The sequence below is a fragment of the Paenibacillus sp. FSL H7-0690 genome, assembly GCF_037980415.1.
GTDB classification, from domain to species: domain Bacteria; phylum Bacillota; class Bacilli; order Paenibacillales; family Paenibacillaceae; genus Paenibacillus_AQ; species Paenibacillus_AQ odorifer.
The window spans coordinates 34,644-49,714 of record NZ_CP150281.1 but is presented as its reverse complement, the minus strand read 5'-3'; the positions used below and the strand labels follow the sequence as shown (position 1 = coordinate 49,714).

The 15,071-nt window shown below is 44.2% G+C and carries 17 protein-coding genes and 1 riboswitch; of the genes, 1 reads left to right on the top strand and 16 read right to left on the bottom strand.

Annotated elements, in window-relative coordinates; all coding sequences use genetic code 11:
• Positions 1 to 59: 59 nt before the first annotated feature.
• The 11 genes from spoVG to MHI32_RS00180 form a co-directional block, all read right to left on the bottom strand.
• Positions 60 to 347, bottom strand: coding sequence for a septation regulator SpoVG (gene spoVG, locus MHI32_RS00230; RefSeq protein ID WP_020425826.1), 288 nt, complete (start codon positions 345 to 347; stop codon positions 60 to 62).
• A gap of 209 nt (positions 348 to 556) precedes the next feature.
• Positions 557 to 1,384: a pur operon repressor gene (purR, locus tag MHI32_RS00225; protein WP_036678807.1), complete on the bottom strand. Its 828-nt coding sequence runs from the start codon at positions 1,382 to 1,384 to the stop codon at positions 557 to 559.
• 75 nt (positions 1,385 to 1,459) lie between these two features.
• On the bottom strand, positions 1,460 to 2,314 hold the full coding sequence (ispE, locus tag MHI32_RS00220) for a 4-(cytidine 5'-diphospho)-2-C-methyl-D-erythritol kinase (RefSeq protein ID WP_076138497.1): 855 nt from the start codon (positions 2,312 to 2,314) through the stop codon (positions 1,460 to 1,462).
• Between the two features lie 140 nt (positions 2,315 to 2,454).
• On the bottom strand, positions 2,455 to 2,631 hold the full coding sequence (locus MHI32_RS00215) for a small, acid-soluble spore protein, alpha/beta type (RefSeq protein ID WP_036678812.1): 177 nt from the start codon (positions 2,629 to 2,631) through the stop codon (positions 2,455 to 2,457).
• A 143-nt stretch (positions 2,632 to 2,774) separates the two neighbouring features.
• Positions 2,775 to 3,050, bottom strand: a complete 276-nt coding sequence (locus MHI32_RS00210) for a Veg family protein (RefSeq protein ID WP_019914493.1) — start codon at positions 3,048 to 3,050, stop codon at positions 2,775 to 2,777.
• A gap of 276 nt (positions 3,051 to 3,326) precedes the next feature.
• On the bottom strand, positions 3,327 to 4,229 hold the full coding sequence (yabG, locus tag MHI32_RS00205; protein WP_036678813.1) for a sporulation peptidase YabG: 903 nt from the start codon (positions 4,227 to 4,229) through the stop codon (positions 3,327 to 3,329).
• Between the two features lie 164 nt (positions 4,230 to 4,393).
• Positions 4,394 to 5,278: a 16S rRNA (adenine(1518)-N(6)/adenine(1519)-N(6))-dimethyltransferase RsmA gene (rsmA, locus tag MHI32_RS00200; protein ID WP_036678815.1), complete on the bottom strand. Its 885-nt coding sequence runs from the start codon at positions 5,276 to 5,278 to the stop codon at positions 4,394 to 4,396.
• The gene (gene rnmV, locus MHI32_RS00195) at positions 5,275 to 5,826 is read right to left on the bottom strand and encodes a ribonuclease M5 (protein WP_036678817.1); all 552 of its coding nucleotides are present in this window, start codon (positions 5,824 to 5,826) and stop codon (positions 5,275 to 5,277) included. The genes rsmA and rnmV overlap by 4 nt, the downstream gene beginning before the upstream one ends.
• Before the next feature lie 176 nt (positions 5,827 to 6,002).
• Entirely contained in the window at positions 6,003 to 7,169 is a 1,167-nt protein-coding gene (locus tag MHI32_RS00190) for a 3D domain-containing protein (RefSeq protein WP_076105834.1), read from the bottom strand.
• 285 nt (positions 7,170 to 7,454) lie between these two features.
• A riboswitch (cyclic di-AMP (ydaO/yuaA leader) is annotated at positions 7,455 to 7,684 on the bottom strand.
• A 198-nt stretch (positions 7,685 to 7,882) separates the two neighbouring features.
• Positions 7,883 to 8,653, bottom strand: coding sequence for a TatD family hydrolase (locus MHI32_RS00185; protein WP_036678823.1), 771 nt, complete (start codon positions 8,651 to 8,653; stop codon positions 7,883 to 7,885).
• 51 nt (positions 8,654 to 8,704) lie between these two features.
• Positions 8,705 to 9,988, bottom strand: coding sequence for an HD domain-containing protein (locus MHI32_RS00180; protein WP_340011703.1), 1,284 nt, complete (start codon positions 9,986 to 9,988; stop codon positions 8,705 to 8,707).
• Positions 9,989 to 10,283: 295 nt separating this feature from the next.
• Here MHI32_RS00180 and MHI32_RS00175 point away from each other — a divergent pair, with 295 nt between their 5' ends.
• A complete protein-coding gene (locus tag MHI32_RS00175) occupies positions 10,284 to 10,538 on the top strand; it encodes an AbrB/MazE/SpoVT family DNA-binding domain-containing protein (protein WP_036678829.1) in 255 nt (84 codons plus the stop codon).
• 419 nt (positions 10,539 to 10,957) lie between these two features.
• Here MHI32_RS00175 and rsmI read toward each other — a convergent pair whose 3' ends face one another.
• The 5 genes from rsmI to holB form a co-directional block, all read right to left on the bottom strand.
• A complete protein-coding gene (gene rsmI, locus MHI32_RS00170; RefSeq protein WP_036678832.1) occupies positions 10,958 to 11,869 on the bottom strand; it encodes a 16S rRNA (cytidine(1402)-2'-O)-methyltransferase in 912 nt (303 codons plus the stop codon).
• Complete coding sequence (locus MHI32_RS00165) at positions 11,866 to 12,639, bottom strand: tRNA1(Val) (adenine(37)-N6)-methyltransferase (RefSeq protein ID WP_036678833.1); 774 nt, start codon at positions 12,637 to 12,639, stop codon at positions 11,866 to 11,868. The genes rsmI and MHI32_RS00165 overlap by 4 nt, the downstream gene beginning before the upstream one ends.
• Before the next feature lie 109 nt (positions 12,640 to 12,748).
• A complete protein-coding gene (gene yabA, locus MHI32_RS00160; protein ID WP_036678835.1) occupies positions 12,749 to 13,114 on the bottom strand; it encodes a DNA replication initiation control protein YabA in 366 nt (121 codons plus the stop codon).
• Positions 13,115 to 13,144: 30 nt separating this feature from the next.
• Entirely contained in the window at positions 13,145 to 13,945 is an 801-nt protein-coding gene (locus MHI32_RS00155) for a stage 0 sporulation family protein (protein ID WP_036678838.1), read from the bottom strand.
• A gap of 139 nt (positions 13,946 to 14,084) precedes the next feature.
• Complete coding sequence (gene holB, locus MHI32_RS00150) at positions 14,085 to 15,059, bottom strand: DNA polymerase III subunit delta' (protein ID WP_076099912.1); 975 nt, start codon at positions 15,057 to 15,059, stop codon at positions 14,085 to 14,087.
• Positions 15,060 to 15,071 lie beyond the last annotated feature (12 nt).

Below are 15,071 nucleotides of genomic sequence, written 5' to 3'. Positions count from 1 at the left end.
ATCTTATCAAAAACGGCGGATCCTACGCCACCCAAAAGGTAGCAGTCTTCCGAGGAAGCCTAAGCTCCCTCTTCAATAACTTCTTCTTCTTCCGTAGCGGCGCGATCGTACTCGGCCAGAACCGCGGATTGAATCTTCTCGCGTGTTCCCGAAGAGATCGGGTGCGCGATATCGCGGAATTCGCCGTCCGGTGTACGCTTGCTGGGCATTGCAACAAACATCCCATTATTGCCATCGATGACGCGAATGTCATGAACAACAAACTCGTTATCGATGGTAATGGATGCGATTGCTTTCATTCTCCCCTCAGAGTTAACGCGGCGGAGTCTGACATCCGTAATTTGCATGTGTGTGTTCACCACCTTTTTCCATCAGAGACTTGGTGTATAATTCCACACAGCAAAGCGAATTCCTTCTTTTTGATTCCATAAAATACCTAAAAAAGAAATATATTTTTTGGGATATGTTGTTTTCGACATACATCGAGTAGTTTTCTTAATATTCCTTACGTTTTCGACAATTTCCACGCTTTTTGAAAATGTAAGAGAATGGCTAATCAAGAGGAAAAGTAGTTGCCCGGATGCGCCGAAATTCTCCGCTCTTTCGAGTCTACTTCACTTAGTTTTACCAAGGACACGTAATCGTGCAACAGACGCTCTTCCGTCTCTACAGCGCCTGATTCCACTAAAACGCCTACCCCTGCAACCTCGGCATTAAATTCACCGAGCAGATCGACCATACCACGTACAGTCCCTCCCGCCTTCATGAAGTCATCTACGATAAGTACTCGCGATTTCTCCTTGAGTGCACGTCTGGAGAGAGACATTGTGTGTATGCTTTTATGAGATCCTGATACGTAGTTAATACTTACTGCTGATCCCTCTGTAACCTGATGGTCACGTCGCACAAGCACTACCGGCAAGCCTAGCTGTGCTGCTGTTGCATAGGCTAGTGGAATGCCTTTCGTTTCAACGGTCATCACCACATCGATTTCCGATCCGTAAAAGGCCGTTGCGATGATCTTACCCGCCTGTTCCATCAAAGACGGCAACCCAAGTAGATCCGACATATACAAATAACCGCCAGGCAATATCCGGTCAGTCTGCTCTAGCTGCACACATAAGCGCTGCACAAAGGTAAGCGCCATATCTTTAGGCATAACCGGGATATAACGTACTCCACCCGCTGCACCAGCTAAAGTCTGCAGCTCTCCGATGCCTTCACCTTCAAATACTTCTTTTATGATTGCCAAATCTTCACTAATGGAGGACTTAGCCGCTCCATAGCGATCGGCAAATATAGACAGCGGCAGTAGTTCATGCGGCCGCTCAAGTAAAAACTGAGTCATGTCTACCAAACGTTGGCTTCTTTTTAATTTCTTCACGGAATGCTCCTCGCCAAAACCGAATATTTTAGAAAAATATATCACTTTTGTACGGGTTTACACAAGAGAAGCAGACTAATTCAGTGATCTCACTGCGTAGACTTCCTTGCAGAACCCTCGCAGTCCGTTGTAAATCCTTGCTACTTTAGACTGCTTGGACACTAACCCGAATACGGTAGGTCCGCTGCCTGACATCAGTACGCCATCTGCTCCAAGCTTTATCATCGCTTCCTTGAGCTGCTGAACCTCTGGATGCAGCTTTAAGGTAACATCCTCAAGCACGTTGCCCAGATGGTTGCAAACGCCCCCAAAGTCTCCAGCTTCTATCGCTTGCTGCATCTTTCGAGCAGAAGGATGAACCGCTATATTATTGCTCCGAACGCGTCCATACACTTCTGCAGTCGATACATTGATCGGTGGTTTCGCCAACACAACCCAGCATTGTGGCGGGTTATTGATTGGTGTCAGCTTTTCGCCTCGTCCTGTAGCCAAGGCTGTGCCGCCTGTGACGCAGAAAGGTACATCAGAACCCAGCTCAGCGCCAAGCTCCTGTAGCTCCTGTGCAGGAATACCCAGACGCCACAGACGGTTTAGACCGCGTAGCGTAGCTGCGGCATCACTGCTGCCGCCAGCCAGGCCAGCCGCAACCGGAATTCTTTTATCCAGATGGATATGTACCCCACTCTTCACGTTATAACGGTCTTTAATAAGCCTTGCCGCCTGGAAAGCTAAATTTTTCTCGTCCAGGGGAATATAACCAGCCTGACTTGATATTATAATAGTATCCCTTGGCAGCTCAGACAGCTCTAAGCGGTCTGCTAAATCTACCATGGTCATAATCATTTCCACCTCATGAAAACCGTCAGCACGTTTGTGCAGCACATCCAGCATCAAATTAATTTTAGCTGGTGCCTTTTCATACATTTTCAAGGCGTTCACCCACCTTCAGCTTTTCCCGTAAAAACAACTTAACATATTATATGAGAAACTTCTAATGAAGTCCAATAATAAAAGGGTGTCGCCATTTAGACGCACCCTTTTTCAGTAATATTCACTTTATAGCCTAAAATTTAAGATTTCCGCGCAGCCTGTTCAGCAAGCTGTATCGCTTTTTTCACCATGTTGCCAGCGTCTTGAGTTGTAATTCCACCCCAGCCCTCACGTTCCACGGTTTCATAAAAACCCAGCTCCTTGGCTAACTCTGTCTTCAGTTCCTCCGACATCATGCCTCGTTTTCTGCGGCTCATTACGGAATTCCTCCCTTATGAAAATAAATGATTAACCCGTTGCCCAATTAGTATGCTTGCTTAGCACACGGATCATGCACCAAATATTTGTCCCAAAAAACGCAAACAAAAAACAGCCTCCAAGGGAGACTGTTCGTGAAACATTAAGCTTTAATATACATAATCCGCATCTGCCCATCGTCTTCACAAACTGTGATTTCCACAGATTCAGTAAGTATATCGGCATAGCTATAGGAGACTCGCTTAAAAGTTTGCTGCTCCTGATCCAGTTTGACAATAAATACAGAAGGGTACGTTTCTTCCAGGACACCTGTGCGTTCAACGGTTTTACGACGACCTCCGTTTGCACGCAATGTGATCTTATGACCGACGTGAGCTTCAAGACTGCGTTTGATTTCCAACAGCGCGTTATTAGCCATTACCTGACGACCACCTCTTTTCTTGTCCATTATACAACTTTTTCAGGACAATGTCAAAGCAAATAAATAATTAATTATAGTTGATGCATATTTCGTTGTCAACGGAATTTTTTTGCGAGAAATCAGCGCCGGACTAATATCCTTGTTATCTGTAATATAGGCATTACAAAGAAAAAAAGAAAGGGTTAAGCTCAGCGCTCACCCTTTCTTTCGGATATTCTATTCAGCCCATTCAAATTACCTATATTCCTGACACCATAGACCTATCTCTGCCGCTTAAATGGCTGATGGTGTCACTTTTAGCGCCGACAGATTCTGCAGTCGCGGCATTCCGATGCGGAAGCTGCCACGGGTCTCAACACCACCAATACCCTGATTGCCGCTGATGGTATTATTCAGAACATCGCTAAGATTTACAGTATCCCTGATGGAAGTAAAGGATGATTTTGCTGCTACATACACGGGATCCAGAGCATGGATCAAAATTCGACCAGGTGAACTGGCAAAATTAGCTCCAGCTCCAAGTAAGGCCTCGAAATGAGATTGACAAGCACCGGCAACAATAGTCAACGCATCAAAATTCCGCTCATACTCCCTAGCTACCCTAATAGCAGCTATAAAGTTTTGCGAATTTTTATAGCTATTCAGACTATACAGATCGTAAGTATGCTGTTGCTTCAGTACCCCATCATGACCAGTGATCACTACAATATCTGGGCGTACACGGGGCAACAGCCGGTATAACGTATCAGCCATTGCAGATTCATGAACATGATGCCCTTCAGCGGGAATCCGCAGCTGCTCGTATAAGCTAAGGCTCTTATTCAAATATGCCGGATCGCCATCCAGATGCAGTACTTTACCTGGCACTTCAAAATAAGGAGCTTCCTTGGACGGTGGAGCCCATGTCCCCTCTGTTAGGGTTCCCCCGCTCCGCTGACTTTGCTCCTGACGGTCCTTCCGCAGCTGTGTCAGTGATTCCTTCGCTTTGATCTGTGCTTGCTGTCCCCGTTCCGTTATTCGGGTAGGAGGCACTTGAACCAGGTCATCCAGAGGAGAATCCGCCAACAGGCGGAAATCTGTGCCTTTAATGACGGCTCTATCCTGCACAATATTATCTACACGAAATGTTAAATCACCGCCATAAGATTTGCGAACGACCAAGTCTCCTAAATTCATTACAACCACCACCTCTACCCCATCGTATGGGCAAAGGCCTCAGTTGGTTCATAACTCAACATATTTTTAAAATATAAGAATGTATAATGCTCCACCAGAATAACATCCTTATATTTCTACGAGAAACGGTTGTCGTCCTTAAGACAACAACCGTTTCCTATTGCTTATTCAATTCCAGCGGCTAGCAAAACACCGCTTAAGCGGGCGTATTCTTCAAGACTGAGTGTTTCTCCGCGACGGGTCGGTTCAATACCCGCTTCTGCGAGTAAAGCCTCCAGCTGCTCACGTCCTTGTTCAGGGAAGTAACGAGCCTTCAGATTGTTAGCAATCGTCTTGCGGCGCTGTGTGAAAGAAGCGTGAACCACTTCAAAGAAATGCTTCTCACTCTCCACCTTTACCGGAGGATGCTCTCTAACCTTCAGACGGATAACAGCAGACTCCACATTAGGTTGAGGGATGAATACCGTACGTGGCACGATACAGACGAGCTCAGGCTCGCTGTAGTACTGCACGGCAATGCTAAGACTTCCGTATTCCTTTCCACCTGGAGATGCAGCCATACGCTCCGCAACCTCCTTCTGAATCATTACAACGATGTTATCAAGGGGAAGCTTCTCTTCGAGCAGCTTCATCAGAATCGGAGTAGTCACATAATAAGGCAGGTTAGCAACCACACTGACCTTGTTCACAGTGGTGAAATCTTCCTTGAACATTTCCTGCAAGTTCACATTGAGGACATCATCGTTACGAACCTTAACATGGGGATAGGGGGAAAGTACGTCTTTTAATATTGGAATCAGTCTACGGTCAATCTCTACGGCAGTTACAGCACCCGCTGTTAGTGCCAGACGCTCCGTCAGCGCTCCAATTCCCGGCCCGATCTCCAGCGCCCCAGAATCGCTATCTAGTCCAGCAGCGTCTACAATCTTGTCCAAAATATTCTGATCAATCAAAAAATTCTGTCCCAGGCTTTTCTTGAACTTGAATCCATAACGTTGAATAATCTCTTTGGTCCGTTTTGGAGTCGAAATTTCCTCTCTACCACTCATGAAGTAATGCCTCCCTGATCAATTTGGGCGAGAGCCCCGGCAAATTCCTCCCGCGTAATCCCAAACATCGCCAGCCGCTTGTACAGCTGTTTGCCGTTACAATATCCGATTCCAAGCAAATTACCAAGTGCCATACGTCTTTCAGCAGCCCGAGGGTGTACAAGCATTCCAGCGGCCATAAGATCATCAATACCAATCAAAGCAGGTGCTCCTTCAAAAGAGGTATGTACATTACGCAGCGCATGACGAATCGCCTCTGGCGATGCATTCTCTACACCGATATCCCCTTTTCGAGTTGCGTCCTTCTCTGGAATAAAAGCATGCTTGCAGCCCGGCACCTTCGCTGAAACGATTTTACGAATTCGCTCCCCAGCATGGTCCGGGTCCGTAAGAATAATAACCCCTCTACGTTCCATAGCAAGCGCGATCTTAGCAATTACAGTCCGGTTTACAGCAGAGCCGCCTGTCTCAATGGTATCCGCTTCTACAGCACGCTTAATGGCTACGGTATCGCTTTTGCCTTCAACGACGATTAATTCCTTAATCATATTTCTTGACTCCTTCCAAAAAAAGCAAAAAGAAGAGGATTCGCTCCTCTTCTTTTGGTTAAAGAATGTATAAGTGATGAGCGGTTGCTCTGCGATCAACGAAATGATCATCCAGCGTTCCTTAACGGTTATCATCACTATAGCTTATCAAAGGATTTTTTGCAAAAGCTTCAGTTCTAGTTAAGCTCTGGTTTCACAGGTCCAATCACATAAACGGTACGTGATTTACGGCCGAAATTACGAGCATGGCTCAGGGAATCATAATAGACATCCACTTTATTGCCTTTAATGGCACCGCCAGTATCCTCTGCACGGCGGAATCCAAGCCCATCGATATAAACCCACCAGCCAATAGGAATTACATTCGGATCTACTGCAATTGTACGACCTTCCGTTACGCGTGTTCCGGAGGCAGTTTTAGTACCTATCCCTGGCTCTTCTGACGAATAAGCTGTCATGGAGACGTTCTTAATCATCTTCTTGTACTCAAAGTCTACGCCAGCCTTGCTTGTGACGTTCTTAGTCTTAGCGCTAACTTTAGTCGTTTTGGAGGTAGTGCTTGATTTGGAAGTTGTTGTAGCTTTAGCAACTACAGTAGGCTTAGGAAGTGCTTTAGTACCAACGGCAATGATCTTATCTTTTGTTACCGTTTGTACTTCCTTGCCGATCATGCGCATAGAGGCCAGTTCTCCGTCTTGATAGATCTTTTCAATATGCTGAACCATGACGCCTGGTTTGCCTGCCTGTGCCACTCTAACTGTTCCCACAGTAAGGGAGGGATCTGCTGTCTTAATAACACGGAAAGGTAAGTTAGTTGTTCGCTGTACCGTTTGCTTGTTGATACGAACGATCTTAATCTCCATGTCAGCAGAGATGGTGGTGTCTAACGAAGGAAAAATCTTATCATAGCCTTCTAGGTTGATACCCAGTTTGTCAATCGCTTGACCGATAGTGTCTTCGGTCGTATATAACGTTTTTGTTGCTCCGTCCGCAGTAAGGCTAAATTTCTGCGCACGATTGATAACGACACGGTCACCGTCTTTTATTTCATCACTCAGACCTAAAGATAATTCATCATGCGGCTGCAGCGAAATTTGCTCTTTCTCCAACACATCACCAAGAAGTGCTTCTCGCGTTTCAAGTGTCTGTGTTTGCCCGTCTATTACTAAAACTAATTGTTTATTACTTTGACCGTGTACGTACAGCAGAATTAACAGCGCGATTGCGATTGAAATCACACCTGCAAGTAAAAGTACGCGAGTATTTACTTGCTCCCACCGTAATGCGAAAGACCTGCTGGATGACTGCGAATCATGGGATACCTCTGGTTGGAATAAGCCCATTCTCTCCATCCTCCTTACATAGCCTCGTCGTCAATTTGTATATCATGAGGACTGAATTTCTTTGACGAAACTATTTGAGATTGTCACAGGATACGCACGTATTAACTTAGCGTCTCCTGCTCATGGATCGCCTGCTCGGCACAGCTACTCCTACACCTGTTATATAACAGTATGCGGGCAACATTCAGTTTATTCAAAAATAAAGAAGCCTAAAAAGAGTTCTCTTGAGGACTCTTTCGTGGCTTCTCCGATGTCAGAATACGCGGGAATGTTTGTGCACGAGGTTGCCTCTCTTACTTGCGCTTACGGGGTTAGCTGTCGGGTTCGGACGAAAGAGAGACGCCCTATTTCAGGTCACCCGCTCACGGCGGTTGCCCTTAAATTCACCCCAAAGACCACGTGAAGAAATCAAATATTGTTCTGCGGCAATTCCTAGTCGTATTCAAGATACAGGCATGCGGCAGTTCAATATTGGTTCCCCCGTTCTCCATACGGAGACTCAGCGAGACGATCCATGAATCAATGGCTGTCACAATAACAACAGCTCACATCACTGAAAAGATGATATCCTGTTTTGATGCATGTTGTAAAGGACGATTCAACCACGTTTACGCAAATATATGGTTAAAATATTGTAATAATCAGCCGTTTTTATATTAAAAAAGTTTAATATATCGGCCATTCTCTATTTTTCACCCGTTTTACTCCTGTTTTCAGACAATCCCAAATCGTTCCAGTGCGTTCGCATACGTAATTTTAGCCAATTCTTCCCATGTTAACCCTTTAATTTCAGCCGCAGCCTCTGCTACTAACTTCACATGAGCACTCTCATTTCGCTTGCCTCGGAAGGGGTGTGGAGTCAAATATGGAGCGTCTGTTTCGATCAATAATCTGTCCAATGGCGTCTGTGCAAGCACCTCTTTAGGCACTCTGGCATTTTTGAACGTGATCGGTCCTCCAAATGACAAATGAAATCCTAGGTCTAGACACATTTTTGCGGTTTCCCAGCTGCCTGAGAAAGAATGCATTACGCCACCAATTTCATTTGCTTTTTCCTCCCGTAAAATCCGTACGACATCTTCATGGGCATCACGGTCATGTATACAGATTGGCATTTTTAGTTCACGGGCTAGTCCAATTTGTTTGCGGAAGACCTCCTGCTGCACATCCTTGGGAGAGGTATCCCAATAATAATCCAACCCAATCTCTCCGATGGCCACCACTTTCTCATGGCTGCACAGAGAGGCGATCCAATCGAGGTCCCCCTCTTTCATATCAATCGCATCCTGTGGATGCCAGCCCACCGCTGCATAAATATAATCATAAGATTCAGCCAGCTTCATCGTTGAAGGGATCGTTTCCCGATTAAATCCAATATTGATCATCTTGCTAACTCCGGCCTCTACTGCACGAGCTATAACTTCCTCGCGATCCTCGTCGAATTGAGGCGCATCTAAATGTGTATGTGTGTCGAACAGATACATTTTAAAGCTCACTCCTTGTTGTTTTTATCAATAGTTCCATAAATATTTGTATTATTTTGCAAAAATCTCTGCTACAGAAGAGGGCAACTGTGTAAGGGCTTTTTTCAGCTTATCCTGTGGGAAATATAGGTGATATCTGCCACGATGAATTCCGCTTATTGAGCGCACAATATCCGATACCTCTGAAATTTCCCGCAATTGCTCATTGCGATCAAGCAGTAAAATTTGATTATTGTCGAAGGCTGCTCCTGGACGGAACACATCATAAGGCAAATCTGTCGGATAATCAATCTCTAAGTCATATTCTGGGTTAAGTCCCGCTCCCGCAAAACTGCTGCGGATTTCCGTAATCATATCTGTATCCAAATTCTCGATCTCTACATATTTATACAGTTTACGATGAATAAAACGGGTACACAAGTCGCTTAATAACTCATCTTCTTCAAGTGTCCATTGCATAAAAGCAGTCTGTACCAGTGCCTCATCAAGCATTAAATATTGCTTCACTGTTACTTCTCCTCGAAAGAGATCTTCCAGCGGAGCGATCATAAAGCGAAATTTGTACTCCTCTTGGAACAATTCTTTAGCTCTACGGAAGATTTGACGCAAAATAATTTCAGAGCTGCGCGTCACCGGATGAAAATATACCTGCCAGTACATTTGATAACGCGACATTAAATAATCTTCAATGGCATGCATACCTGATTCTTTTACTACAATCCGCCCATTATAAGGACGAAGCATTCTCAAAATCCGATCAATATCGATGGTTCCATAGTTTACACCTGTATAGTACGCATCACGCAGCAAATAATCCATACGATCAGCATCCAGCGGACTGGAAACCAAATTGACAACAATTTCATGCTCATATGTCTTAGAGATAACTGAGGCTACTTTACGAGGAAAATCTTCCTCCACATCACGCAATATTTCGGTGATCTCCGTGTCCTCCAAAATAATTCGGCAGGTCCAATCCTCATGGTTCATTTCAAAAGCTTCTTCTATAGAATGTGAAAATGGACCATGCCCTAAATCATGCAGCAAAGCCGCACACAAAGTAAGCAAACTTTCTTCAGGAATCCAATCCTTATACCCGCTGCGCTCAAATTGCGAAATGATTCTGCGTGTAATTTCATATACTCCTAAAGAATGAGAAAAACGACTATGCTCTGCACCATGAAAAGTGAGATATGAGGTACCTAACTGGCGAATCCGGCGTAAACGCTGAAATTCTTTTGTATTAATTAGTCGCCAAATAATCGTATCCTGTACGTGAATATAATTATGAACGGGATCCTTGAAAACTTTTTCTTCCGTGAGCGGCTGCTTCATGAGATCAACTCCTTCTAATAATTTAATATGATTTTAACTAATATCAGTATATAATAAGTAATTATGTCGTACTTTGTCGAAAAGTATCATTTTTGGTCTTGGTAAATCGACAAAATGCTTTCAGGGTAATTCTTAATTTTTATAGGGACATTCAAAGTTCTTATGGAAATTTTCTTATTCAGCCTATGAAAAAAGGTTGACTGATTTGGGAATCGTTGGTATTATAAGTATCATAAAACAGTGAACAATGTCGAATAATGACGTTTTTGGAACATTGAGAGGAGTAACGATTGTTATGATGAAATCAACAGGAATTGTAAGAAAAGTAGACGAACTTGGACGGGTTGTTATTCCTATTGAATTACGCCGTACACTTGGCATTGGCGAAAAGGACGCACTGGAAATTTACGTTGATGGCGAACGGATTATGCTTAAAAAGTATGAGCCTGCCTGCATTTTCTGTGGCAACGCTGAGAACGTAACTTACTTTAAAGGAAAAATAGTTTGTCATGAATGCATATCTTCCATCCCTACCCCTGTGACAAACTAAATTAAATAGTATATAATAGAACTAATCAAATTGTTAATTCTAACCTTTTCATATCTCCTTGACCTCCCGTGACCGCGGGAGGTATTTTTTATGTCTGGGTTTGCCCTCCTGGTTATCCCCTCCCTAAGGGCAATGTGCTTCAAGACGGAACTAGTAATACTTAGTTGTATTTCTTACAGTTATTTTAAATGCTTTTTACCATTAAACGAATTAATTGTATTTTGTACACTTATATTTCCTATATCTCCGTGAAATCAATCCTTTCCACCTTTATAACTGTATGAAGTACAACTAAACGAACAAATACATAAAAAAATTCAAAAATAACTGTACAAATTACATTTAACCCACAGATAAATCACTCAAGCTCGAAACGGCTCCGAAAATCCTTAGTTATTCTAGGAATTCGTCTATAACACTTACTCTTCTGCTCTATCAAGCAACGCATTATAAATATCCCGTTTGGCTACACCCCGGTCTGATGCCGCTTTTTTCATAGCCTCTTTCCGTGGTACATCCTGTGCTTCGTAATGAGCTACATGATCTTCAATGCTTAACTGACGCCACCACGCCGATTCTGCGATTTCTGCATCTTCCTTGCTCTCCCCTTCTACGACAATAACATATTCGCCTAGCGGAGGATGTTCAGCCAGCCATAGTGTACATTCCTCAATCGAACCGCGTAGAAACTCCTCATATCTTTTCGTTAATTCACGTGCCAACACAATCTGGCGATTACCGAATGCTTCTTGAAGATGAGCAAGTGTCTTAACTACGCGATGGGGAGATTCGTAGAACAACAAAGTGCCTTGAGCCGAACGAAGTGGACTTAATACTGCTCGGATGTCCTTACGCTCTCGGGGAAGAAAGCCGATAAAGGTGAACGTATTCGTAGATAGACCAGAAGCGATCAAAGCTGACAACGCTGCGTTAGCTCCAGGGATAGGAATCACCGGAATTCCATGACTTATTGCAAGGGCTACAAGATCCGCTCCAGGGTCAGAAATCGCTGGTAAACCGGCATCGCTGACGAGTGCCAAATTTTTTCCTTCTATTATATAGCGTACAAGCTCAGGTCCACTGGCGGCCTTATTATGCTCATGATAACTAAACAACATCGAAGGTGAAATCTCAAAGTGGCTGAGTAATTTTCGGGTCTGTCTCGTATCTTCCGCGGCAATAATATCACATTCCTGCAATGTACGGACTGCACGATAGGTCATATCCTCCAGATTACCGATAGGTGTAGCCACCAGAAAAAGCGACCCTGTTGTCTCCTGAGTACTGGTATTAGTCTTGTTTTGAAAACTGCTTTGGCATGATATCGTCATGATTTACCCTCTTTAGCACCATAGTAGATGTCCATAATCTCTGGACAGTATTGATTGTCCTCATTATATACGATGAGCGGTGGTTGTAAACGAACCTCAGGCTTTCCATCACGTGCAGCTTCGATTAATACCATATTTGCCTCCAGATGGGCACGTGGATGTACAAACCGAATAATCTTTGGCTCGAGTCTATATTGTCTCATAAGACTGATAATATCAACCAACCGTTGTGGTTTATGAACCATACTTACCTTTCCGCCCGTCCGAACCAATCGCACACAAGCCTGAATGACCTCCTCCAGTGTACAGCCTATCTCATGGCGAGCCATAGCTTGATGGTTGTTCAGCTTCAGATCACTGCCATTAAGCGGCATATAAGGAGGGTTCACCGTTATTGCATCATACACACCATGTCCTGCGGTAGTATATAACTCGCGCAAATCACCTTCATGAATTACAACCTGATCCTGAAGGCCATTTAGAGCCACGCTACGACGAGCCATATCAGCTAAACGAGGTTGTATTTCAATGCCTTCTATAGAAGCTTTTGTCCGGGTAGTCATTAAAATCGGTATTACACCATTTCCCGTACAAAGATCTAGAACTCTTCCACGTGGCGGAACACTGGCGAAACGAGCAAGCAATACAGCATCCATAGAAAAACTAAATACTTCATCACTTTGAATAATGCGCAGGTCATGTGTTAGTAAATCATCCACCCGCTCCGTCGGTAACAAGGGGACAGATATATCATTAAAAGAATTCGTCATGTAATAATCTCCTAAAGGTTTTGATGAGAAAAACTTGTTTCAAAGGCATATGCCTATTGGCTAAAATTCAAAAAAAACCGTAGGATTAATCTCCTACGGCTGGATATCCTCATTTATTAAGAAAAGAAAGACAGAACAGACAGTCACCTTCCGTGCGTAAATGTCCAAAATAAACATTACAGATGTGAAAGCCTTCGTGGTAAAGTCGAGCCAAGTTGTCATAACCTTCCCCGACAACCTCTTCTGTTCCCTCTCCGGTAGCTAAAAGAGCTTCCGCCTCCGCAGAATCTACGGTAGGATCCAAAGGTGCATCCCGCTTTAAAATTTTGCGAAGCTGTTCATTCTCCAGAGTTAACCTCTGGTTAGCTTCCATCAGTTCTTTTACCGTCTGTTTCCATTCTCCAAGATTGGCGCGCATCGTTTCCATCTGCGCTTCCATATCCTGCATGTGTGCAAATATATTTTTCTTCTCCAAGTTTCCACCCCGAAAGTAACCTTATATGGTTTACTTGACGACAACATCATCCATTGGAAGTTCCTTAACTTTGCCCACTTCAAACAACTGTACATGAACCGTACGGTTTCCGGCATTGATCCCTACTACTTTGCCATCCCCCAATGAGGTCACGACAATCTTGCCGACCGCTGGCATTTCTTCCTTTACACTCTCATAATTGTCATGCTCAAATTTCAAACAACACATCAGACGTCCACAAAGTCCGGAAATCTTGGTCGGATTAAGTGAAAGGTTCTGATCCTTGGCCATTTTTATGGATACGGGTTCAAAATCCCCTAACCAAGAGGAGCAGCAAAGCACTCGTCCACAAGGTCCAAGTCCACCTAGCATCTTAGCTTCATCACGTACCCCAATTTGCCGAAGCTCAATGCGGGTCCGAAAAATACTTGCCAGATCCTTAACCAATTCTCTAAAGTCAACGCGTCCTTCGGCCGTAAAGTAAAATATAATCTTATTACGGTCAAAAGTAAACTCTACATCTACGAGCTTCATTTTGAGACCGTGGTCGCGTATTTTATTTAAACAGGTGGTAAAAGCCTCCTTAGCGGCGCTTTTGTTCTCCTCAACAACGCGTGCGTCGGTTTCTCCGGCAATACGCATCACTTTTTTGAGGGGTAGTACAACATCGGACTCCTCCACCTCTTTTTTGCCTACGACAACCTTACCGTATTCCACCCCACGTGCTGTCTCAACAATAACACATTGATCTCGTTCAATCGGAAAATCAAGTGGATCAAAATAATATATTTTACCCGCTTTTTTAAAACGGACACCTACTACGCTGTACAAAAATTAACCCCCTTGTTTGCCGGTAAAAGGAACCTATGGGCATGTCCGCTCCCTGATGATCCATGCTTGTCCTTCCTCGTCTGCTAAAACGATACTTCCAGGTAAAGCGACATCCGGAGGATATATCATTGCTAATCCTTTAACTTTCCAGTCGGATTAAGAACTGCTCCAGACACAACTGGGCATTGGCATTGGAACGCAGCTTCTTAGTACTCTCTGCAGCATATCCCATATAAGCCACCCATTGTTCCGCACTGCGCCCACGGGCATGCCTGGAAATAAAGTCTAACTGATCTATAAAAACGATACTTTCGTGCTTACGGTACAGGAAGTAGAGCATATCTTTAAACCATAGATGGAACATGCTGAAAAGGATATCCAAATGTTCAGCGAGCCCAGTCTTGAACAGCTTCTGCCCGGCAGTTGCTACCGTGGAGCTGCCCTTGCTTAAGGACTCCTTAGCTAATTGTAACACTAGATTTCTCATTTCTGCAAACCAATTCTGTTCCAAAAGTTCCCTGCAACCATCAAGTCCCGAACTAAGTGATACTGCACATCGAGCTAAGGGGATCGGCACACCCTCACTTGCTAGCGCTTGAAGCATAATATCCGGATTTAACGGACTAAATGGGATCCGCTGAGTCCGTGACTGAATCGTCGGCAATAAAGAACGACTATTATCAGATATTAGGATTCCTACTGCCGGAGCTGGCGGTTCTTCCAGAAACTTCAACAAACTATTGGCAGCTTGTACCGTCATTTTGTCTGCCCCATCTATAATATAAACCTTTGGATTCACACCCTCAGATCGATAGGAAAAGACACGCTGCAGCTCACGGATCTGGTCTATTTTTATGCTTGCACCGTCGGGCTGCAGCAATGACAAATCAGGATGGTTTCCATGCTCAACCTTTCGGCACTCTAGACATTCGCCACAGGCGTCATCCTTGCTTTCCGTGCAAAAAATTGCTTGGGCAAACATCAGCGCCGTCTTCATTTGTCCACTGCCTGCTGGTCCTGTAAATAAATAAGCATGGCTCACAGCATCCTTGCGCAAGGCATTTTGGAGTAGCCGTTTAGCATGCTCCTGGCCTACTATATCATGAAAAGGCATAATTTCCTCCCA